Raw genomic sequence first — 18,071 nt, 5'->3', positions numbered from 1 at the left:
GTTTTCATTTTGTGTCACAACATCTCCAGCGAGGATTTCCGCGCCGGTGGCGGGAAGGCGGCGTCGAGGGCGGACCAGTCCTCGTCGCTGAGATCGAGGGAGACGCTTTCGCGGTTTTCGCTCGTGCGCGCTGCGGACGAGGTCTTCGGGATGGGGATGACGCCGTCGCGTTCGAGCAGGAAGGCGAGCGCCACCTGCGCCGGGGTCGCCTGATTGGCCTTGGCGATGCGGATCAGTTCGGGCTTGTGCAGGATACGGCCCTGTTCGATCGGCGAATAGGCCATGACCGGCACGCCGTATTTCTGGCACCAGGGCAGCAGATCGTATTCGATGCCGCGGCGGGCGAGATTGTAGAGCACCTGATTGGCGGCGCATTTGCGCCCGCCGGGCACGGAGAACAGCTCCTCCATGTCGGCGGTGTCGAAATTCGAAACGCCCCAGGCGCCGATCTTGCCGGCGTCCTCCAGGTCCTCGAACGCCTCGACCGTCTCTTCCAGCGCGTGCTCGCCGCGCCAGTGGAGGAGATAGAGGTCGATGCGATCGATGCCGAGGCGCGAGAGGCTGCGGTTGCAGGCCTCGATCGTGCCGGTGCGGCTGGCATTGTGGGGATAGACCTTGCTGGTGATGAACACCTTGTCGCGCTGGCCCTTGATGGCGCGGCCGACGATGCGCTCGGCACCGCCTTCGCCGTACATTTCGGCGGTGTCGATCAGCGTCATGCCGAGATCGATCCCGGCCTTCAGGCTCGATATCTCGCGTTCGGATTCGGTGCCCCGTTCGCCCATGTTCCAGGTGCCCTGACCGAGCGCGGGCACTTCGATGCCGTTGGGGAAGGTGATGGTCGGGATCGGGTCTTCCTGCATGGCTTTGCCTTTCCGGGTTGTGATGACGGAGATTGCGCAGATACTCCATCTTTCAAGCAATTGTGTCACGGTGACAATCATCTGCTGGCGATGGAAAAATAGGACAGTTAGGCTGACCTAATAAGCGGATCGCGGCAACAAGCGGTCGCTCTGGGAGAAGACGATGCCTTTGGACACTTTCGCAGCCCTGGTGCTGTTTGCCTTCACAACGTCGATCACGCCGGGGCCGAACAACATGATGCTGTTCACCTCGGGCGTGAATTTCGGTTTCCGCCGGACGATCCCGCATATGCTGGGAATCGGCGCGGGCTTCCTGTCGCTGCTGCTGGGCGTCGGTCTCGGGCTCGGCGCGCTGCTGCATACCGTGCCGCTGCTCTATACCGTGCTGAAATTCGCCGGTGGCGCCTATCTGCTGTGGATCGCCTGGAAGATCGGTTCGTCGCGGTCGCTGAGCGAGGGCAAGACGAGTGCGGCGCCGATGTCCTTCCTGTCGGCGGCGGCCTTCCAGTGGATCAATCCGAAGGCCTGGGTGATGGCGGTGACGGCCATGGCGACCTATACCAACCCGGACGTCTATTTCATCAGCGTGCTGATCGTCGGCTTTGCCTTTGCGCTGGTCAATGTGCCGAGCGTTTCGACCTGGGCAGGGTTCGGCTCGGCGCTGCGCGACTGGCTCTCCGATCCCAACAGGCTCAAGTGGTTCAACATCACCATGGCGCTTCTGCTGGTGCTCAGCCTGTGGCCGATGCTGAAGTGATTTTCGTGGCTTGGCGCGGGAGCGGCAAGCGCCTAAACAGGATTGCAAAGCGCGGAGGGGACAGTCATGCACGATCACGACGACGATCACCATCATCATGGTCACCACCACGATCATGACCACGGGCACGATCATGACCACGACAACCGCTATACCGACATGCAGGCGCGTGTCAGGGCGCTGGAGACGGTGCTGACGCAGAAGGGGTTGATCGATCCCGCCGCGATCGACGCCATCGTCGAGACCTACGAGACGAAGATCGGGCCGCGCAACGGGGCGCGGGTGGTTGCCAAGGCCTGGAGTGATCCGGCTTTTGCCGACTGGCTGAAAAGAGATGCGACGGCGGCGATCGCCAGCCTCGGCTATACCGGCCGCCAGGGCGAGCATATGCGCGCCGTCTTCAATACGCCCGATACCCACAATCTCGTCGTCTGCACGCTGTGCTCCTGCTATCCGTGGTCGGTGCTCGGTCTGCCGCCGGTCTGGTACAAGGCGCCGGCCTATCGCTCGCGCGCCGTCATCGATCCGCGCGGCGTGCTTGCCGAATTCGGCGTGACGCTGCCGGAGGAGAAGAAGATCCGCGTGTGGGATTCGACGGCGGAGCTTCGCTATCTCGTCATTCCCGAGCGCCCCGTGGGCACTGATGGCCTCGATGAAGAGGCGCTTGCCGATCTCGTCAGCCGCGATGCGATGATCGGCACCGGCATTGCCGCAGCACCGGGAGCGGCCGCATGAACGGCCCGCACGATCTCGGTGGGCAGATGGGGTTCGGGCCGGTGGCGCCGGAGCCGAACGAGCCATACTTTCATGCCGAATGGGAAAAGCGGGCGCTCGGCGTCGTGCTGTCCTGCGGTGCCTTCGGCGCCTGGACGATCGATGAAAGCCGCCACGCCCGCGAGAGCATTCCGCCGGCGCAATATCTGTCGGCCAGCTATTACGAGATCTGGACGCGGGCGCTGGAAGTGCTTCTGGAGCGCCACGGTTTCGCGACGCAGGCGGAGATCGCCGATGGCCACAAGCGCGATGACGGCGCTGTGCCGAAGCGGGTGCTGAAGGCCGATATGGTGGCTGGCGTGCTGGCCAAGGGCGCGCCGTGTGATCGGCCGGTTCAGACGGCTGCGCGCTTTGCCGTCGGGCAGGCCGTGCGGACGCGGAACTTCAATCCGGAAACCCATACGCGACTGCCGCGCTATGCGCGTGCCAAGACCGGCATCGTCGAGGCCGTGCAGGGATCCTTCGTGTTTCCCGACGATCACGCCCATGGAAAGGGTGAGAACCCGGAATGGGTCTATACCGTCGTCTTCGATGGCGGCGAGATATGGGGCGAGGGCGCCGATCCGTCGCTGACGGTGTCGATCGATGCCTGGGAGAGCTATCTTGAGCCAGTGTGATCAAGTGTCACCGCTGCGGGACTCGCCGCAGCTGCCGAAATCGGCCGAGGGCGATCCGGTGTTTCCGGAGCCCTGGGCGGCGGAGGCTTTCGCGATCACCGTGCATCTGCATGAGCGCGGCTTGTTTGCCTGGAGCGAGTGGGCGCAGACGCTGTCAGCCGAGCTGCACAAGCCTGGACGCGCCGTCGATGGTGCCGACTATTTCGATTGCTGGGTCGCTGCCTTATCGCAGATCGTCGCCAGCAAGGGTGTGACGGATGCCGCGACGATCCTGTCGCTGCAGGAAAGCTGGCAGCGCGCCGCCGAAGCGACGCCGCATGGCTCACCGATCGAGCTCGCCAACGATCCCCAACGCTAGGACGGAAACTGCCGGTAGCACTCCTCGGCGATCTGTCGCAGCAGGTCGCGGGAGATTTCGCCGGTGACGGCATAGCCGAGCTCGCCGTCGATCCAGTAGAAGGTCTCCAGATTGTCGGCAGAGGCGAAACGGAAGCTCGTGGTGCGGTTGCCGGCATTGCGGCCGACCAGCACCGTCAGGCGCTCGCCGCCCTGATCCTCATACATGAACATCGCGCCGGGCTTGCCGTCGACGGGCAGCAGGCGGCCGCCGACGAGGTGGAAGCCGAGCGCCTGCAGATCGGGCACCTTCAGGTTCTGGATCGCCAGCCGCTTGCCGAGCCAGGTAGCGAGATGGGCTTCCTCGTTGGCAAAGACCTCAACGGGGTGGCGGACCTCGCTGGCATAGACGAGGAAGGCGTTCTGGGCCTGTTGCGGCAGGGTCTCGGACGCCGTGAGCTGCAGCTCAGGCCGTTCGAACAGGGCAGGACCGTAATGGCCGCTCAGTGCACCGGCGGCGAAGATCGCGGCGATGGAGGCGGCGATTGCGGCGCGGCGGGGCCATGACGGGCGGGCGCTACGAGGCGTAACGAGCCGGGCGTCGTCAGGGCGGGCCGCGGCATAGGGACCGAACATCTTCTGGATTGCGGCACTCTGCGATTGCCATTCGGTTACAGTGGCGGCCTCATCGGGATTGTCCTTCAGCCACGCCTCGATGCGGGCACGGTCGGCCTCCGCCAACTGGCCGTCGGCATAGGCATGCAGGTCCGCTTCGGTCACGGTCGGGTTGGTCTCGCTCATTTCGGTCTCCGAAGCGTAATCACATTATCGGCCTTCATTCTTTCGGCAACGCGCTGGCGGGCGCGCGACAGGCGCGACATCACCGTGCCGATGGGGATGTCGAGGGCGGCGGCAACCTCGCTATAGGTGTAGCCCTCGATGACGACCAGCATCAGTACCGCGCGGTTTTCCTCCGATAGGCTGTTCAGCGCATCTTCCAGGCGGGCGCGCTCCAGCGGATCGGACGGCGTCTCGGGTGAGGCGACATTCTCTGCCGTATCGAGATCGACGGTCATGCTGCGCGGGCCGGGGCGGCGGGCATTGCGGTAGAGATTGGTCATGATCGTCAGCGCCCAGCCGCGCAGGTTCAGGCCGCGCCATTGCGAGCGGCGGGCGAGCACCTTTTCGACGCAGTCCTGCAGCAGATCCTCGCCTTCGGCATCCGAGCGGGTCAGGCTTCGCGAATAGCGCCGGAGCGAGGGGAGGAGGGCCAAGATCTGGCCCTCGAATGTTTCGGGTGCGGGTGTTTTCACGCGCGGATACTCAGGGCTTGGCAAGATCCCAGTTGCCGCCGACGCCATCGCCGGTGATATCGCCCTTCTTCTTGTCCTTGACCCAGAAGTAGAGCGGCATGCCGTCCTTGGCCCACTGTTTCGTCCCGTCCTTGCGATCGATGACCGAATATGCCCCATCCGCCTTGGCATCGCCAGCGGCAGCAAGCGGCGGCCAGTTCTTGGCGCAATCGCCATTGCAGTTGGACGTGTCCTTGGCGTCCTTCTTGAAGGTGTAGAGCGTCATGCCGTTTTCGCCGGCGAGCACCTTGCCCTTGGCGGATTCGACGGTCTGGACGGGCGCGGCTGCGAAGGCGGCGGTGGCAGCGGCTGCGGCAACGGCAAATGCGGTTGCGAAAGTTACGATCTTCATGTGGGTCTCTCCTCACGTTCGGCAGGCTTTCTTGCTTTGCCGGACATGAGACACGCGGGGCGGCGATTTTATTCCGCGCTGTCACGCATTTCTTTCGAGGGCGTCCCAGAGCGTGGTTCTGTTGAAGCGCCAGTGTTCTGGCGGGGTGGAGTATGCATCGCGCGCGGCGATGACTGCCGCGAGCAGTTCCTCGGCATCGCGGCGCTTCTGATCGACGGCATTGGCGGCGATCAATCGCGCCAGCTCTTCGGCGCGCGTAGCCTCGATCTGTGCTGCCGCCAGAATGGATTTCCAGGTTCGTTGCTTGAAGAAGATCGCCCGGGCGTTTTCATCGAGGATCCGCTGTTCCTCATGGCCGATCAACCCGCGGGCCAGCATGTCACCAAGCGTAGATACGACGTTGACGAGCGGTTCGCTGAGCGAGCGGTAGCCGAGCTCGCCCGGCGCATGCAGCTGGGCGACGGCGCTGTCGTCTTCGAGCGCGCCGCTGGCATACATCTCATAGATACGGCCGATGCCGGTCATGCCATAGGCGGCGCATTCGGCGGCGCGGAGCGCGCCCATGCTGGCGGCGCCGAAGACGCGGATGCCCTGTGACAGGGCGAAGAGGATTTCCTTGTGCCAGATGGGGGCGGCATATTCGAAATAGCCGTCGATGATGCCGATGACGGTCGCGCCGTCTGTCACCGCGCGGAAGACGTCTCCCTGCGATGCAGGAGGGCGGACATCGATCTCGCCGCCTGCAAGCTTTCCGGCATCCGGGAACGTCGGGCCGACGAAGACGGTCTTCATAGGAACTCCATCGATCGCGAGATGGCGCGCGGGCCAAAGCGGTGCTTGCGATTGCCCTCGGGATTTTCGAGCGCGGGGACGAAGACTTTCGAGACGGCGACCGGCAGGCCGGGCTCCTGGAGCTCGATGGCGATGGCGGGACCGAGGCCTGTGGCACTCAGTTTTTCGAGGGTCAGGGCGAGGAGCGCGCAGGCGCCCAACGGGAGGTCGTTGTTTGCGATCCCCACGTCTCGAACGTGGGCGGCGAACAGGGCTCGTGTCGCTTCAGGCAGCGGCCGTGCAAAAACCTCTGGCAGGATGTCGTCCCGGGCGCCGCTGATGAAGGTCAGGCGTGATTGTGCGGCTTCGGTGATGGCGCGGATGGCGGAGCGGGCGGGATTGGGGTGGCAGCCGCATCCGTGGGTGACATCGACGAAGCGGACATGTCTTGCCTCGGTGACATTGCCGGGGCCGAGCAGGGCAGCGATGCAGGGGATGCCGATATCGCTGGTGACGTCGAAGAGGCGGAGCGAAAGACCGACCGTAGTGATGCGCTGGCAGAGGCTGTCGATCGCCGGATCACCGAACGTTTCAGGTGCCAGCGCTTCGACCTGGCTCGCTGGCGTCATCTGCCACAGGGCGTAGGCGTCGCGTTCGATGCGTTCGAGGAGAGCGTGGAGCCTGGCTTCCTCGACGGTGTTGCCGGATGCGAGACCGTCGGAGGATTGCCAGAAGCGGCAGTCGTGCCGGGTGCGGTCGAGCGGGATCGCGTCCCTGGGGACGTAGATGGTGGCGCCGTCCTCAAGGCTCGTGCCGGCGACCCATTCCAGTCGCTTACAGGCTTCGATGTCGTTGTGGCCGGCTGCGATGAGTTCGTTCAGCGGATGCCAGCGGGCGCCCGATGCGGAGAGTTCGGTACCGCTCGAGAGCCTGCCCGTCAGATGCGGCTCGCCCGCTATCGCGCGCTCCAGTGCCTCCATGGCGGCGGACACTTTTGCGTCCGTATCGGTGAGACCCTTGCCCTGGTTGATGACGATCGAGCGGGCGTTTGGAACGATGGCGTTCCAGACGGGGATGCCGATACAATCGAGGCCGGTGACGCGGGCGAGGCGGGTGATACCGTAGCGGAGGAGCAGTGGAGCGATGCGGGCGAGCGTTTCCTCCGGCGCGCAGGCGCGGTCCGAATAGATGCCGGAATTCTGACGCTCTGCCTCCGTCACATCCCTTCCTTCTGATATCAGGGGCCGTTGACCAGCTTCAGGATCAATGTCTGGACGTTGCCGCCGTCGCCCATCTCCACCTTGTCGAAATCCCTGCCCTGCTGGCGCTGGTGGCCGGAGAGCTCGCCGAGGCGCTGCTGCAGGGTGACGCGGATCTTCTTGCATTGCGGATCATCGGCTGCCGTCAGGCCGAAGCTGAAGGCCTCGATCTCTCTGACCATTTCCTTGATCGTCTCGCCGTGCCAGTGCTCGTGCATCTCGACGCCTGCAAGGAAGCTCTGCCAGCTGGCCTTGACGGCGAGCGGCAGGTCGCCCGAGGGCTTCGGCAGCGTGTAGATGATGATCAGCTTGGGGCGTGCCACCGTGATCTTGCAGGCATTGTCCGGCTGCACCTCGTATTTGCGCGTCCAGGTCAGCTTGAAAGTGGTGTGCGCGATCACCCGGCCGTTGCCGGCGGCGGGGCCGCGCTCGCCGATCGACTGGTAGAGCTCGGCACCTGTCCGGCCCGATATCGCATAGGTCTTGATCTGCTCGACGGGCTGCCAGTCCGCGTGGGCGGCGGCGGGCATCGCGAGCGATGCCGTGATCAGAGCAAGGCCTGCAATATTCTTCACGCGATTCCCCTTCGATGCGAGCTCTGCAAGACTAAGGGCGAGGGCGGCACCTTTCAATCTCGGCGTTGCGCAACTGAGAGGCGTTTTCGCCTTGCGTCCGGCTCGCGAATCCTGCCAAGTCGCTCATCATGCAATTTGCTCCGCAACAGGATGAAGCCCTGAAGGCCGTTTCGAAATGGCTGAAGGAGGGCAGGTCACCGCTCTTCCGCCTTTTCGGCTATGCCGGAACGGGCAAGACTACGCTTGCGCGCCATTTTGCCGAGAATGTCGATGGCGACGTGCTGTTTGCGGCCTTCACCGGCAAGGCGGCGCAGGTTCTGCGCTCGCGCGGCGCGTCCAATGCGAAGACCATCCATTCGCTGATCTACCGGCCGCGCGGCGAGGAAGCCGTCGAGGACGAGGAAACCGGCAAGACCTCGATCGCGCCGATGTTCACCATCAACCGGCAGAGCCCGGTCGCCAAGGCGGCGCTGATCATCGTCGACGAATGCTCGATGGTGGACGAAGCGCTCGGCAGGGATCTGATGAGCTTCGGCACGCCGATCCTCGTGCTCGGCGATCCCGGCCAGTTGCCGCCGGTTTCGGGTGGCGGTTATTTCACCAATCAGGATCCCGATTACCTGCTGACGGATATTCACCGCCAGGCCCGCGACAATCCGATCATCAAGCTCGCCATGCAGGTGCGCGAGGGCAACGAGATAATGTATGGCGACTATGGCGCCGCGCAGGTGATCTCGAAGAACGAGGTCAATCAGGCGCTGGTCATGGATGCCGACCAGGTGCTTGTCGGCACCAACCGGACGCGGCGGCGCTATAACCAGCGGCTGCGCGAGCTGAAGGGCTTTTCCGCCGATTATCCGCAGACCGGCGACAAGCTCGTCTGCCTGCGCAACGACCCGGCCAAGGGGCTGCTCAACGGCTCGCTCTGGCAGGTGATGACGTCGTCGAAGGAGACGACGAAGCCCGGTATCAACCTGCTGATCCGCCCCGAAGACGACGACATGGATCGCGGGGCGGCGAAGATCAAGCTGTTGAAGCAGGCCTTCGAGGATGTCGAGGGCGAAATCCCCTGGAATACCCGCAAGCGCTATGACGAGTTCGATTACGGCTATGCGCTGACCGTCCACAAGGCGCAGGGTTCGCAGTGGAACAATGTCGTGCTGTTCGACGAAAGCTGGGCTTTTCGCGATACGCGCGAGCGCTGGCTCTACACGGCGATTACCCGCGCGGCGGAGACGCTGACGATCGTGCGGTAGTTGGACAGGCGTGGCGGCGCCGTTCCTGTTGGGATGTCTCCGTCAAACCTGGACGATGCCGAGCAGGACGGCCTTGGCGATCGCCTGGAAGCGGTTGTTTGCCCTGAACTTCAGGATGATCGCGGATTCGAGCGCCTTTGCCTCGTCGTGGGTCAGATCCAATGCCCTGGCGATGCGTTGCGTCGAATAACCCTCGGCCATCAGCGACAGGCAGCGGCGTTCCTTGTCCGAGAGACCGGCCGGATCGTCGTTGTCGTTCAGCGGCGGCATGTCGCCCTGGGCGTCGAGATCGAGCAGGTCCCCAACCTGCTGGAGCTGGCGGTGCAGGGTGGACATTTCGGCCGTCAGCTCTCGCTTACGGACGCCGAGCGCCTCTCGGAACATCGCTTCGGCCTCGTCCTGCGAGCGGGCGCGGCGCAGCTCGTCCATCAGATCCTGGATGACGGCGATCGGCATGCCGGTTTCGCGGCAGACGTTGATGACGGCCATGCGCATCACGTCGTCCTGGCCGTAGACGCGCATCAGGCCGATGCGGTTGGCCGAGAGCAGGCCCTTTTCCTCGTAGAAATGTAAGGTCCTGTGGGTGACACCGAATGCATTCGCCATGTCGGCGATGGGCACCGGTCCATCAGGGAGATCCGGCGGCAGCGCGGCAGAAGGCAGGAACCGGTATTTGGACCGGGCCTCCGAAGCGTTGCCGGCGGCAGCAAACATGCGTTTGGAACCGTCTGGCATGAACCCTCCTAGGGCATACTGTTGCACCTCATGCGGTTGCCAGTTGCTTCGACGGCGCTGTGGAGTGGGGTTTTCCTCGAGGCGTTCTTGTCGTTGGGTAAGGAAGCAGTACGCGGCGTACTAAACTCGAACCATATTCTTCACGTTATGCGTGAACGGTCTTTTTTGTAAGTGCTAAAAATAATCGTTTTTAAATAGGATAGCAATGAGGGCCGGAATGCCCGGAATGCCGAGAAAAGATAGCCGGATGCCGTTTGCGGGAGCGAAAAGATTTCTTCCAGCTGAACGGGAAATACTCAAAGCGGTACGGATGACATCACGCAGCGTGAAGCATCACAGATTTGCATGCGGCCATCTGCGAATCTCGTTGGCCTTGAGGGCGCCATTGGCATAAAAGCGGAGCACGCCCCGACACCGAATGGATCATCGCCATGCCGACAACGCTTTCCGTGAACCTCAACGCCATCGCCATGCTGCGCAATCGCCGCGACCTGCCGTGGCCGAGCGTCGAAGCGCTGGGGCGGATCGCGCTGAAGGCGGGAGCGAGCGGGCTGACTGTGCATCCGCGCCCGGACCAGCGGCATATCCGCTTTTCCGACCTGCCGGTGATCCGCAACCTGATCGACGACGAGTTTCCGGAAGCCGAGTTCAATATCGAGGGCTATCCGACCGAAGATTTCCTGGAGCTCTGCCGCAGCGCGGCGCCGGAGCAGGTGACGCTGGTTCCCGATGATCCAACGCAGGCGACATCCGACCATGGCTGGAATTTCCGCAAGGACGAGGCCCTGCTCACGGACGTCATTGCCAAGCTGAAGAAGATGGGCACGCGCGTTTCGCTGTTTGCCGATGGCGACGGCGATGTCGAGGCGGTGAAGATCGCCAAGGCGGTCGGCGCCGATCGCATCGAGCTTTACACCGGCCCATACGGCGGCTGCTACGATGCGCCGGAGCGGATCGGACCGATCCTCGAAGGGCTGGGAAAGACGGCGGATGCGGCGCTGGCGATCGGTCTCGGCGTTAATGCCGGCCACGACCTGACGGTCGCCAATCTGCCGCCGCTGGTGAAGCGCATTCCGAAGCTCGCCGAAGTTTCGATCGGCCACGGCCTGACGGCCGACGCGCTGGAATATGGCATGGCGGAAACCGTCCGCCGCTTCTGCCGCGCCTGCGGCCAGAAGGTCTGATGTGAAAAGCCCGCCGCGGTGGTGCGCGGCGGGCTCTCCTTCAGCACTCTTTTCACCTGCAATTAGGCGGTGAGCGCTGCCTTGCGGTCTTCGATGAACTTGCGGAGCGTCTGCGGCTCCTTGCCGGTCAGCGTCGTGAAGTCGCCGCTGAGGCTGTCGAAATTGCCGGCGCGGATATTGGCGTCGGCCGATACCAGCATGTCGACGACGAAGGACGGCAGGCCGGCGCCGGTCAGGCCGCCGGAAAGCTGCTCGTCGGTGACGTCGATCACTTCGAGCGGGCGGCCGGTGATGGCGGTGACGGCAGAGGCGACATCGGTGATCGAATAGGACGTCGATCCCGTCAGCGTGTAGGTCTTGTTCTCGGGCTTGCCGACGAGGGCGGCGGCGATGGCGAGGGCGCAGTCTTCGCGGGTGATGTAGGGCACCTTGCCGCCCTTGGTCGCCGTGTACCACTTGCCGCCTTCGAGATTATGCGGCAGCGACATCATGAAATTGTCGAAGTACCAGGCGTCACGCAGGATCGTGTAGGGCACGCCGCTTGCCTTGATGGCATTCTCGGTGCCGAGATGGTCGGGCGCGAAGGTGACCAGCGATTTGTCGGGCGAGGGCATCGACGTATAGGCGACATGCTTGACGCCGGCCTTTGCAGCGGCGTTGACGGCAGCGGTGTGCTGCTTCAGGCGCTGGCCGGGAACGGCGAGCGCATCGGTGCTGATGATGAGAACGGTACCGGCGCCCTCGAAGGCGGAGACGAGGCCGGCGGCATCATCGAAATCGGCCTTGCGGGTGGCGACGCCCTTGGTGGCGAGATCAGCGAGCTTCGACGGATCGCGGGTTGCGGCGATGATCTTGCTGGCCGGAACCTTGTAGGTTTCGAGCAGGTGGTGGACAACGCGCTGGCCGAGCTGGCCGGCTGCGCCGGTGACGAGAATGGTATCGCTCATGGTCTTCCTCTTGGTGGTCTCAAAAAGAGAGTAGCTCTAAAATAGGAATTGACCGCGTTCTGTAAAGAAGGCAGTTTTGGCGCCATACGTTACCAAAAGGGAACCACCCCATGAGCGGCGCGGTCGTCAACCTGAAAAGCAAAGCGGCATCCGGCATTCGCCGCGAGATCGATTTCGGCGAGCTGAATTTCGATAACTGTCCGGTCCGGGACATGATGCAGCAGATCGGCGGGAAGTGGTCGACGCTGATGATCGAGGCCTTGTCGGCGCGGCCCTATCGCTTCGGCGAGCTGCGGCGGAAGATCCCGGATATCTCGCAGCGCATGCTGACGCAGACGCTGCGCGACCTGCAGCGGGACGGCTATATCGAGCGCGAGGTTTTTCCGACCAAGCCGCCGAGCGTCGAATATCGCATCACCGATCTCGGGCGTTCGCTCTATGCGACGATGGCGCCGCTGTTGAACTGGGCGGAAGCGAACCATGATGCGGTTCGTGCCGCCCGTCTCCGCTTCGATGCCGCGGAAGGCTGAGACGCGGCTTACTTGCCGCGTCCCTCGGTGAGGAAGAGCAGGAAGGCGAAAGCCGGGAAGCAGAAGCCGATCCAGGCCGTCATCGTCCAGCCGCCCGTTGCATAGGCCCAGCCGCCGAGGGCCGAGCCGATGGCACCCCCTGCAAAGAAGGTTGCCATGAACAGGCCGTTGAGGCGGCTGCGGTGCTCGGCGCTGATCGCATAGATCGCACGCTGGCTGCAGACGAGATTGGTGGTGACACCGAAATCAAGCAGGATTGCGGAAGCCGTCAGCAGGCCGATCGCCACCGTCGAACCATCCGTTGCGAAATGGCTGACCAGGAACGAGCCCATGCCGAGCAGCATGGCGAGCGTCGAGGCGGCCTTGGTCATGCCGCGGTCAGCGAGGCGGCCGGCAATCGGCGAGGCGATCGCACCGGCGGCACCGGCAAGCGCGAAGACGGCAATGCCGTTCTGCGTAAAGCCGAAGGCGGGGCTAGCGAGCAGCAGCGGTGTCGTCGTCCAGAACAGGCTGAAGGCGCCGAACATGCCGGCCTGGTAGAGTGCGCGGCGTTGCAGGACCCGCGAGGTCAGCGCCAGGTGGCCCATCGAGGCGAGCAGTGCGCCGTAGCTGAGCTTCGTATGCGGCTTGCGAACCGGCAGTGTGGCGCGCAGCAGCAGGACGAGCAGCACCATGATGACGGCGGTGACGTAATAGACCATGTGCCAGGACGAGGCCTCGGCGACAAAGCTGGCGAAGGGCCGCGCCAACATGATGCCGCAGAGCAGGCCGCTCATGACATTGCCGACGACGCGGCCGCGGCTTTCATCCGGCGCCATATGGGCGGCGAAGGGCACGACGACCTGAACGGCGACCGAGGAAAGGCCGATACAGAGAGAGGCGAGCAGGAAGAGCGAGGGCGTGGAGGCGAACGAGGCGCCGACGAGGGCGACGGCGGAGGCGGCGATCAGCACAAGCACGAGGCGGCGGTTTTCCAGGAGGTCGCCAAGCGGAACGAGCAGCAGCAGGCCGAGGCCGTAGCCGATCTGGGTGAGCGTGACGATCAGGCCCGTGGCGGCCGGGGTGAAGCCGAGATCGGCGCTGATCGGGCCGGCCAGCGGCTGGCCGTAATAGAGGTTGGCGGCGACGAGGCCGCAAGTGGCTGCGAACAGAAATGTCATCAGCGACGAGATTGCCGGGGAGGCGGCCGTCTCGTCCGTTGCCGAGGAAATGCTCATAAGAACTCCAATATGCGGATCTGGGGGAGGATCGGTATAAAAAGTCGGTTCAGGCCACCCGTTTCGGGCGGGTGGAATCAGGTCAGTAATTTCATCGCGGTTTCGGCCACGGCATTCATTTCGGCCGCCGTGCTGCCGGTCTTGCCGACGATGCGCATGCCGTTCATCACGCAGAGGAGGCTGATCGCCGCTGCGGCCGGATCGACGGACGGCGAGATGGAGCCGTCGGCCTGACCGATAATGATGAGATCGAGGATGAACTCCTCGTTCGACGTATAGGCATCCTCGATGCGCTTGGCGGCCTCGGCGTCGAAGGTCGAGATTTCATTGGCGCTGCCGACGACGAGACAGCCGCGGCGGCCGGATTCGCCATGCGAGGAGACGGCGTAGAGGCCGAGCAGGGCCCTGAGCTTGTCGCGGCCGGTTTCGGCGCCGATCATGCTTTCGCTGATCTTGCCGCGGCGGATGGCGCGGTAGCGGTCGAAGGCGGCGAGAAAGACGCCGCGCTTGTCCTTGAAGGCCTTGTAGACGCTGCCGGAGGTGAGCCCCATGGCCTCGGTCAGTTCGCTGATCGAGGTGGCGTGGTAGCCGCGTTCGGAAAACACCAGAAGCGCCTTGTCGAGGGCGGCATCCATATCGAATTCGCGCGGGCGGCCGCGGCTGCGGCTTACGTCTTCGGGGGCGAGCGTCGTCATGGTTCACTCAATTAGGAAATGATCGTTTCCAAATCAAGTGAAATTTTTGCGATGCACAAGCGTCAGAGGACCAATCGGTTGGCGCTAGAGGTCGAGGGCCCAGGTCTGGCCGTTCTCCTCCGGGCCGAACATGCGGTGTCTCTCTTCGGAGACAAGCCTGAATCCGGCCTTCACATAGATGGCGCGAGCCGGGTGGAGGACGTCGTTGGTCCAGAGCGAAATCTGCCGGTAACCCTTTGCCTTGGCGAAGCGGATGCATTCGTTGACCAGCGTCTTGCCGAGCCCGAGGCCGCGGGCCGCCTTGTCGACATAGAGCAGCCGCAGCTTGGCGATGCCATCGCCGCCATTGGTGATCAGGATCGAGCCGATGTTGATGCCGTTGCGCTCGGCGATCCAGCAATATTCCATGGCTGGATCGAAATGCGCCAGGAACTTGCCGGCGACTTCGGCGACGAGGCCTTCGAAGCGCATGTCCCAGCCATATTCCTCGGTATAGGCCTTGGCCTGGCTCTGGACGATCCAGCCGATATCGCCGGGGCGGTGAGCGCGGATGATCGGAGCGGGAGACTTGGCCTTGGGGTCGAGCAGCGAGCGGATCGTCTGCATGGCGCCAACGACGCTCTGCGGCTCGCCATCTGCCAGTGTCTCGAAACGTTCCGCAAGCTGGGCGTTGGAGCGGCGGCCGAACTCCTGGAACTGCAGCTGTCCCTTGTCGGTGACGTGGATGATCTGGCTACGCCGGTCGCTTTCGTCGGCTTTGGTCTCGATCAGGTCTTCTGCACGGAAGCGCTTGAGGATGCGGCTGAGATAGGCGGGGTCGAGCTGCAGGTCGGTGGCGAGCGTGGTGGCGCTGATGCCCTTGTGCGAGCCGATCTCGAAGAGGACCCGCGCATCGGTCAGCGTGAAGGGCGTATCGAGATAGGCCTTGTTCAGGACGCCGAGGAAGTTGGTGTAGAAGCGGTTGAAGTCGCGGGCGGCTTCGATGAGGGCGGAATCGGTCATGGACAAAATCTCCTGTCGAAGATTTTGTCCATTATTTATTTGACTGAGTCAACTAAATGCTCAGGCGGCTTTCTGCTTGCGCTCGTTGCCTATGGAAAAGCCAACGGCGGCCTGGGCGTGGATCGCCGTGGTGTCAAAGCCGGGCAGGGGCAGATTGTCGGGGTCGAGGATCAGGCAGATCTCCGTGCAGCCTAGGATGATGCTGTCGGCGCCCTTGGCCTTCTCGCGCTCGATGATCTGCATCAGCTTCTGGCGCGAGCTGTCCAGCACCTTGCCGGCGCAGAGCTCGTTGAAGATGATGTCGTGAACGACGGTCCGGTCTTCGGCTTCGGGAACGACGATCTCGACGCCGAGGTTCTTCATGCGATCGGCATAGAAGCCATGCTCCATCGTGTAGCGCGTGGCGAGCAGCAGCGGGCGCTTGCGGCCCGCCGCCTTCAGCGAGGCTGCCGTTTCGTCGATGATGTGGATCAGCGGCACGGAGATGCGGGCTGCGACCCTGTCGGCAATCAGATGCATGGTGTTGGTGCAGATGAGGATGCACTCGGCGCCGGCGATCTGAAGCTTGAGGGCCACGTCGCCGAGGCGGCGGGCGGCGCCATCCCAGTCACCGGCCTTCTGCATGGCGACGATGTCTTCGAAGTTGACGGAATGCATCAGCAGTTCGGCCGAGGACAGGCCGCCGCAGCGCTCGCGCACCATCTCGTTGATCATCCGGTAATAGACTGCCGAGCTCTCGAAGCTCATGCCGCCGATCAGGCCGATTGTGCGCATTTCCGTTCTCCCATGTCATGTATTCGATGTGCAAATCATGCCGCACACCGCGCGCCGAATGTTTGCATTGTTTCACCGGCAATGCGACATGGCGCTTCCATTTTGCGATAAAATGAATGATCGTGCAAAAATTGAGCGCACGATGGAGGCGAGGCAATGCTTGATGATCGCGACCGCAGGATTCTCGACCTGCTGCAGGCGGATGCCGGGATATCCGTGAGCGAGCTTGCCGAGCGGGTTTCGCTCTCGGTCTCCGCCTGTTCGCGGCGCATCCAGAGGCTGGAGGAGAGCGGCTACGTTGCGCGGCGTATCGTCGTTCTTGACCGGGAGAAAATGGGCGTTCCGACCACCGTTTTCGCACTGATCAAGACCGCGCATCATTCCGACGAATGGATCGAGAGCTTTCGCAAAGCGATCAGCAGCGTGCCGGAGATCGTCGAGGCACACCGTTTGACGGGTAATCACGACTATATTCTGAAGATCGTGCTGCCGCGGGTAGAGCATTACGACGTGATCTACAAGCAGATCGTCCGCAAGATCGAGCTCTTCGATGTCTCCGCCTCGATCTCGATGGAAATCCTGAAGAGTGGCACGGCGATCCCTGTCGGATATGCCGGATAGCTGCAGGGGAGCTATTCGCAAACGTTCATTGAAACTGCCCTGGAAGTGACGACATTAGCGTCGGCTGAATGACGCTAAAGGGGGTTGTCATGAGCGAACATCGCGTCGTCGTTGTCGGCGGCGGTTTCGGCGGGCTGCAGCTCGTCAATGATCTCAAGGGTGCCGGCGCGGCAATCACGCTCGTCGACCGGCGCAACCATCATCTTTTCCAGCCTTTGCTCTATCAGGTCGCCACGACCATCCTGTCGACCTCCGAGATCGCTTGGCCGATCCGTCATCTCTATGGCAACCGTTCCGACGTGACGACGCTGCTCGGCGAAGTCACCGGCGTCGACAGCGCGGCCAAGACCGTCAGCTTGCGCAACGGAATGACCTTGCCTTACGATACGCTGGTGCTGGCGACCGGGGCGACCCATGCCTATTTCGGTCGCGACGAATGGGAGCCGGTGGCGCCGGGCCTGAAGACGCTCGAGGATGCGACGACAATCCGCCGGCGCCTGCTGCTGGCCTTCGAGCGCGCCGAGACCGAGACCGATCCCGCCATCCGCGAGGCGCTGCTGACCTTTGCGATCGTCGGTGCCGGACCGACAGGCGTCGAGCTTGCCGGCATCATCGCCGAGCTGGCGCACAAGACGCTGCCGGGCGAATTCCGCAATATCGATACGCGCAAGACCCGCGTCGTGCTGATCGAGGCCGGGCCGCGCGTCTTGCCCGCCTTTGCCGAGGAGCTCTCGGCCTATGCGCAGCGCGAGCTCGAAAAACTCGGCGTCGAGGTGCATCTGCGCGACCCGGTGACCAATTGCAGCGCCGAAGGCGTGTCGATCGGCGAGAAGTTCATCGCGAGCCGGACGATCGTCTGGGCTGCGGGCGTTGAGGCGTCCGCTGCGGCCAAGTGGTTGGGCGTTGCTGCCGACCGGGCAGGGCGCGCGGTGGTCGAGAAGGATTTGACGGCGCCGGGGCTGCCTGACGTCTTCGTCATCGGCGATACCGCGCAGGTGATCCAGGCGGATGGAAAACCGGTTCCCGGCATCGCGCCTGCGGCCAAGCAGCAGGGTTCCTATGTGGCGAAGGTCATTCGCGCCAGGATCGCCGGGAGGCAGGCGCCTGCGGCCTTCCGCTACCGGCATCAGGGCAGCCTTGCGACGATCGGCCAGAGTGCGGCGATCATGGATTTCGGCAGGATCAAGCTGAAGGGCTGGCTCGCCTGGTGGGTCTGGGGCATCGCCCACATCTATTTCCTGATCGGCACCCGCTCACGCTTCGCCGTCGCCTGGAGCTGGCTGTGGATCTATCTGAGCGGCCAGCACAGCGCGCGGCTGATCACGCAGAAGGAGACAATGCGGGAGGAGAGTTAGGGGCTTTTTGAGGGCGAGGTTGTGCACGTGGCCCCCTCATCCCCGGTGCAACTAGTTGCACCTGAAACCTTCGGGCACCTTCTCCCCGCCGGGGAGAAG

Annotated in this window: 22 protein-coding genes; 9 read left to right on the top strand and 13 right to left on the bottom strand. The window is 63.5% G+C overall.

The genetic code is table 11. The features are described from left to right. Positions 1-14 precede the first annotated feature (14 nt). Positions 15-863 carry an aldo/keto reductase gene (locus tag ABIE40_RS11485; RefSeq protein ID WP_199629140.1) on the bottom strand — a complete coding sequence of 283 codons (849 nt, stop codon included), beginning with the start codon at positions 861-863 and terminating at the stop codon, positions 15-17. 163 nt (positions 864-1,026) lie between these two features. On the opposite strand from ABIE40_RS11485, the gene ABIE40_RS11480 reads away from it, so the two are divergent. The 4 genes from ABIE40_RS11480 (at position 1,027) to ABIE40_RS11465 (ending at position 3,369) form a co-directional block, all read left to right on the top strand. Beyond that, positions 1,027-1,620 carry a LysE family translocator gene (locus ABIE40_RS11480; RefSeq protein ID WP_199629139.1) on the top strand — a complete coding sequence of 198 codons (594 nt, stop codon included), beginning with the start codon at positions 1,027-1,029 and terminating at the stop codon, positions 1,618-1,620. Between the two features lie 66 nt (positions 1,621-1,686). Continuing rightward, positions 1,687-2,355, top strand: a complete 669-nt coding sequence (gene nthA, locus ABIE40_RS11475; protein ID WP_199629138.1) for a nitrile hydratase subunit alpha — start codon at positions 1,687-1,689, stop codon at positions 2,353-2,355. Next, positions 2,352-3,011 (top strand): nitrile hydratase subunit beta, encoded by a 660-nt coding sequence (gene nthB, locus ABIE40_RS11470; RefSeq protein ID WP_199629137.1) that lies wholly within the window; start codon positions 2,352-2,354, stop codon positions 3,009-3,011. The genes nthA and nthB overlap by 4 nt, the downstream gene beginning before the upstream one ends. Further along, positions 2,998-3,369: a nitrile hydratase accessory protein gene (locus ABIE40_RS11465; protein WP_199629136.1), complete on the top strand. Its 372-nt coding sequence runs from the start codon at positions 2,998-3,000 to the stop codon at positions 3,367-3,369. Before nthB ends, ABIE40_RS11465 begins: the two co-directional genes overlap by 14 nt. Here the strand turns inward: ABIE40_RS11465 and ABIE40_RS11460 are convergent. The 6 genes from ABIE40_RS11460 to ABIE40_RS11435 all read right to left on the bottom strand — a co-directional run bounded on the left by ABIE40_RS11460 (position 3,366) and on the right by ABIE40_RS11435 (position 7,611). After that, positions 3,366-4,148 (bottom strand): anti-sigma factor family protein, encoded by a 783-nt coding sequence (locus ABIE40_RS11460; RefSeq protein WP_199629135.1) that lies wholly within the window; start codon positions 4,146-4,148, stop codon positions 3,366-3,368. The two genes, ABIE40_RS11465 and ABIE40_RS11460, sit on opposite strands and share 4 nt — an antisense overlap. Then, a complete protein-coding gene (locus ABIE40_RS11455; protein ID WP_112715331.1) occupies positions 4,145-4,660 on the bottom strand; it encodes an RNA polymerase sigma factor in 516 nt (171 codons plus the stop codon). Before ABIE40_RS11455 ends, ABIE40_RS11460 begins: the two co-directional genes overlap by 4 nt. Before the next feature lie 10 nt (positions 4,661-4,670). Then, complete coding sequence (locus ABIE40_RS11450; RefSeq protein ID WP_112715329.1) at positions 4,671-5,051, bottom strand: COG4315 family predicted lipoprotein; 381 nt, start codon at positions 5,049-5,051, stop codon at positions 4,671-4,673. 81 nt (positions 5,052-5,132) lie between these two features. Then, entirely contained in the window at positions 5,133-5,843 is a 711-nt protein-coding gene (locus tag ABIE40_RS11445) for a TfuA-like protein (protein ID WP_199629134.1), read from the bottom strand. Further along, on the bottom strand, positions 5,840-7,042 hold the full coding sequence (locus ABIE40_RS11440) for a YcaO-like family protein (RefSeq protein ID WP_199629133.1): 1,203 nt from the start codon (positions 7,040-7,042) through the stop codon (positions 5,840-5,842). Before ABIE40_RS11440 ends, ABIE40_RS11445 begins: the two co-directional genes overlap by 4 nt. 17 nt (positions 7,043-7,059) lie before the next feature. Next, on the bottom strand, positions 7,060-7,611 hold the full coding sequence (locus ABIE40_RS11435; protein ID WP_199629264.1) for a DUF922 domain-containing Zn-dependent protease: 552 nt from the start codon (positions 7,609-7,611) through the stop codon (positions 7,060-7,062). 173 nt (positions 7,612-7,784) lie between these two features. Here ABIE40_RS11435 and ABIE40_RS11430 point away from each other — a divergent pair, with 173 nt between their 5' ends. After that, positions 7,785-8,912 (top strand): ATP-dependent DNA helicase, encoded by a 1,128-nt coding sequence (locus ABIE40_RS11430; RefSeq protein ID WP_130278053.1) that lies wholly within the window; start codon positions 7,785-7,787, stop codon positions 8,910-8,912. Positions 8,913-8,954: 42 nt separating this feature from the next. Here ABIE40_RS11430 and ABIE40_RS11425 read toward each other — a convergent pair whose 3' ends face one another. Beyond that, positions 8,955-9,647 (bottom strand): MerR family transcriptional regulator, encoded by a 693-nt coding sequence (locus ABIE40_RS11425; protein ID WP_112715323.1) that lies wholly within the window; start codon positions 9,645-9,647, stop codon positions 8,955-8,957. A 431-nt stretch (positions 9,648-10,078) separates the two neighbouring features. Between ABIE40_RS11425 and ABIE40_RS11420 the strand changes: the two genes are divergently transcribed. Further along, a complete protein-coding gene (locus ABIE40_RS11420; protein ID WP_199629132.1) occupies positions 10,079-10,831 on the top strand; it encodes a pyridoxine 5'-phosphate synthase in 753 nt (250 codons plus the stop codon). A 62-nt stretch (positions 10,832-10,893) separates the two neighbouring features. Here the strand turns inward: ABIE40_RS11420 and ABIE40_RS11415 are convergent, their stop codons facing one another. Then, on the bottom strand, positions 10,894-11,778 hold the full coding sequence (locus ABIE40_RS11415) for an SDR family oxidoreductase (RefSeq protein WP_199629131.1): 885 nt from the start codon (positions 11,776-11,778) through the stop codon (positions 10,894-10,896). Between the two features lie 110 nt (positions 11,779-11,888). Between ABIE40_RS11415 and ABIE40_RS11410 the strand changes: the two genes are divergently transcribed. After that, complete coding sequence (locus ABIE40_RS11410) at positions 11,889-12,308, top strand: winged helix-turn-helix transcriptional regulator (protein ID WP_112715317.1); 420 nt, start codon at positions 11,889-11,891, stop codon at positions 12,306-12,308. Positions 12,309-12,316: 8 nt separating this feature from the next. On the opposite strand, the gene ABIE40_RS11405 is transcribed toward ABIE40_RS11410, so the two are convergent. From ABIE40_RS11405 to ABIE40_RS11390, 4 genes are all read right to left on the bottom strand, one after another. After that, positions 12,317-13,525, bottom strand: coding sequence for an MFS transporter (locus tag ABIE40_RS11405; protein ID WP_199629130.1), 1,209 nt, complete (start codon positions 13,523-13,525; stop codon positions 12,317-12,319). Positions 13,526-13,602: 77 nt separating this feature from the next. Continuing rightward, the gene (locus ABIE40_RS11400; RefSeq protein ID WP_199629129.1) at positions 13,603-14,220 is read right to left on the bottom strand and encodes a TetR/AcrR family transcriptional regulator; all 618 of its coding nucleotides are present in this window, start codon (positions 14,218-14,220) and stop codon (positions 13,603-13,605) included. 84 nt (positions 14,221-14,304) lie between these two features. Further along, complete coding sequence (locus ABIE40_RS11395) at positions 14,305-15,222, bottom strand: bifunctional helix-turn-helix transcriptional regulator/GNAT family N-acetyltransferase (protein WP_199629128.1); 918 nt, start codon at positions 15,220-15,222, stop codon at positions 14,305-14,307. A gap of 60 nt (positions 15,223-15,282) precedes the next feature. After that, positions 15,283-15,996 carry an aspartate/glutamate racemase family protein gene (locus ABIE40_RS11390; protein ID WP_199629127.1) on the bottom strand — a complete coding sequence of 238 codons (714 nt, stop codon included), beginning with the start codon at positions 15,994-15,996 and terminating at the stop codon, positions 15,283-15,285. 156 nt (positions 15,997-16,152) lie between these two features. Between ABIE40_RS11390 and ABIE40_RS11385 the strand changes: the two genes are divergently transcribed. Beyond that, entirely contained in the window at positions 16,153-16,617 is a 465-nt protein-coding gene (locus tag ABIE40_RS11385) for an Lrp/AsnC family transcriptional regulator (RefSeq protein WP_199629126.1), read from the top strand. A gap of 89 nt (positions 16,618-16,706) precedes the next feature. Beyond that, positions 16,707-17,972 (top strand): NAD(P)/FAD-dependent oxidoreductase, encoded by a 1,266-nt coding sequence (locus ABIE40_RS11380; protein ID WP_199629125.1) that lies wholly within the window; start codon positions 16,707-16,709, stop codon positions 17,970-17,972. Positions 17,973-18,071: the final 99 nt, after the last annotated feature.

It is taken from the genome of Rhizobium sp. OAE497, from assembly GCF_040546565.1.
Taxonomy (GTDB): domain Bacteria; phylum Pseudomonadota; class Alphaproteobacteria; order Rhizobiales; family Rhizobiaceae; genus Rhizobium.
This window is presented reverse-complemented; position numbering and strand designations above follow the sequence as displayed.

Excerpts from the sequence above, each read along its gene's own strand:
- ABIE40_RS11485 (WP_199629140.1), bottom strand. The coding sequence starts at position 863 with ATGCAGGAAGACCCGATCCCGACCATCACCTTCCCCAACGGCATCGAA.
- ABIE40_RS11480 (WP_199629139.1), top strand. The coding sequence starts at position 1,027 with ATGCCTTTGGACACTTTCGCAGCCCTGGTGCTGTTTGCCTTCACAACG.
- nthA (WP_199629138.1), top strand. The coding sequence starts at position 1,687 with ATGCACGATCACGACGACGATCACCATCATCATGGTCACCACCACGAT.
- nthB (WP_199629137.1), top strand. The coding sequence starts at position 2,352 with ATGAACGGCCCGCACGATCTCGGTGGGCAGATGGGGTTCGGGCCGGTG.
- ABIE40_RS11460 (WP_199629135.1), bottom strand. The coding sequence starts at position 4,148 with ATGAGCGAGACCAACCCGACCGTGACCGAAGCGGACCTGCATGCCTAT.
- ABIE40_RS11450 (WP_112715329.1), bottom strand. The coding sequence starts at position 5,051 with ATGAAGATCGTAACTTTCGCAACCGCATTTGCCGTTGCCGCAGCCGCT.
- ABIE40_RS11445 (WP_199629134.1), bottom strand. The coding sequence starts at position 5,843 with ATGAAGACCGTCTTCGTCGGCCCGACGTTCCCGGATGCCGGAAAGCTT.
- ABIE40_RS11435 (WP_199629264.1), bottom strand. The coding sequence starts at position 7,611 with ATGCCCGCCGCCGCCCACGCGGACTGGCAGCCCGTCGAGCAGATCAAG.
- ABIE40_RS11430 (WP_130278053.1), top strand. The coding sequence starts at position 7,785 with ATGCAATTTGCTCCGCAACAGGATGAAGCCCTGAAGGCCGTTTCGAAA.
- ABIE40_RS11425 (WP_112715323.1), bottom strand. The coding sequence starts at position 9,647 with ATGCCAGACGGTTCCAAACGCATGTTTGCTGCCGCCGGCAACGCTTCG.
- ABIE40_RS11420 (WP_199629132.1), top strand. The coding sequence starts at position 10,079 with ATGCCGACAACGCTTTCCGTGAACCTCAACGCCATCGCCATGCTGCGC.
- ABIE40_RS11415 (WP_199629131.1), bottom strand. The coding sequence starts at position 11,778 with ATGAGCGATACCATTCTCGTCACCGGCGCAGCCGGCCAGCTCGGCCAG.
- ABIE40_RS11410 (WP_112715317.1), top strand. The coding sequence starts at position 11,889 with ATGAGCGGCGCGGTCGTCAACCTGAAAAGCAAAGCGGCATCCGGCATT.
- ABIE40_RS11405 (WP_199629130.1), bottom strand. The coding sequence starts at position 13,525 with ATGAGCATTTCCTCGGCAACGGACGAGACGGCCGCCTCCCCGGCAATC.
- ABIE40_RS11400 (WP_199629129.1), bottom strand. The coding sequence starts at position 14,220 with ATGACGACGCTCGCCCCCGAAGACGTAAGCCGCAGCCGCGGCCGCCCG.
- ABIE40_RS11395 (WP_199629128.1), bottom strand. The coding sequence starts at position 15,222 with ATGACCGATTCCGCCCTCATCGAAGCCGCCCGCGACTTCAACCGCTTC.
- ABIE40_RS11390 (WP_199629127.1), bottom strand. The coding sequence starts at position 15,996 with ATGCGCACAATCGGCCTGATCGGCGGCATGAGCTTCGAGAGCTCGGCA.
- ABIE40_RS11385 (WP_199629126.1), top strand. The coding sequence starts at position 16,153 with ATGCTTGATGATCGCGACCGCAGGATTCTCGACCTGCTGCAGGCGGAT.
- ABIE40_RS11380 (WP_199629125.1), top strand. The coding sequence starts at position 16,707 with ATGAGCGAACATCGCGTCGTCGTTGTCGGCGGCGGTTTCGGCGGGCTG.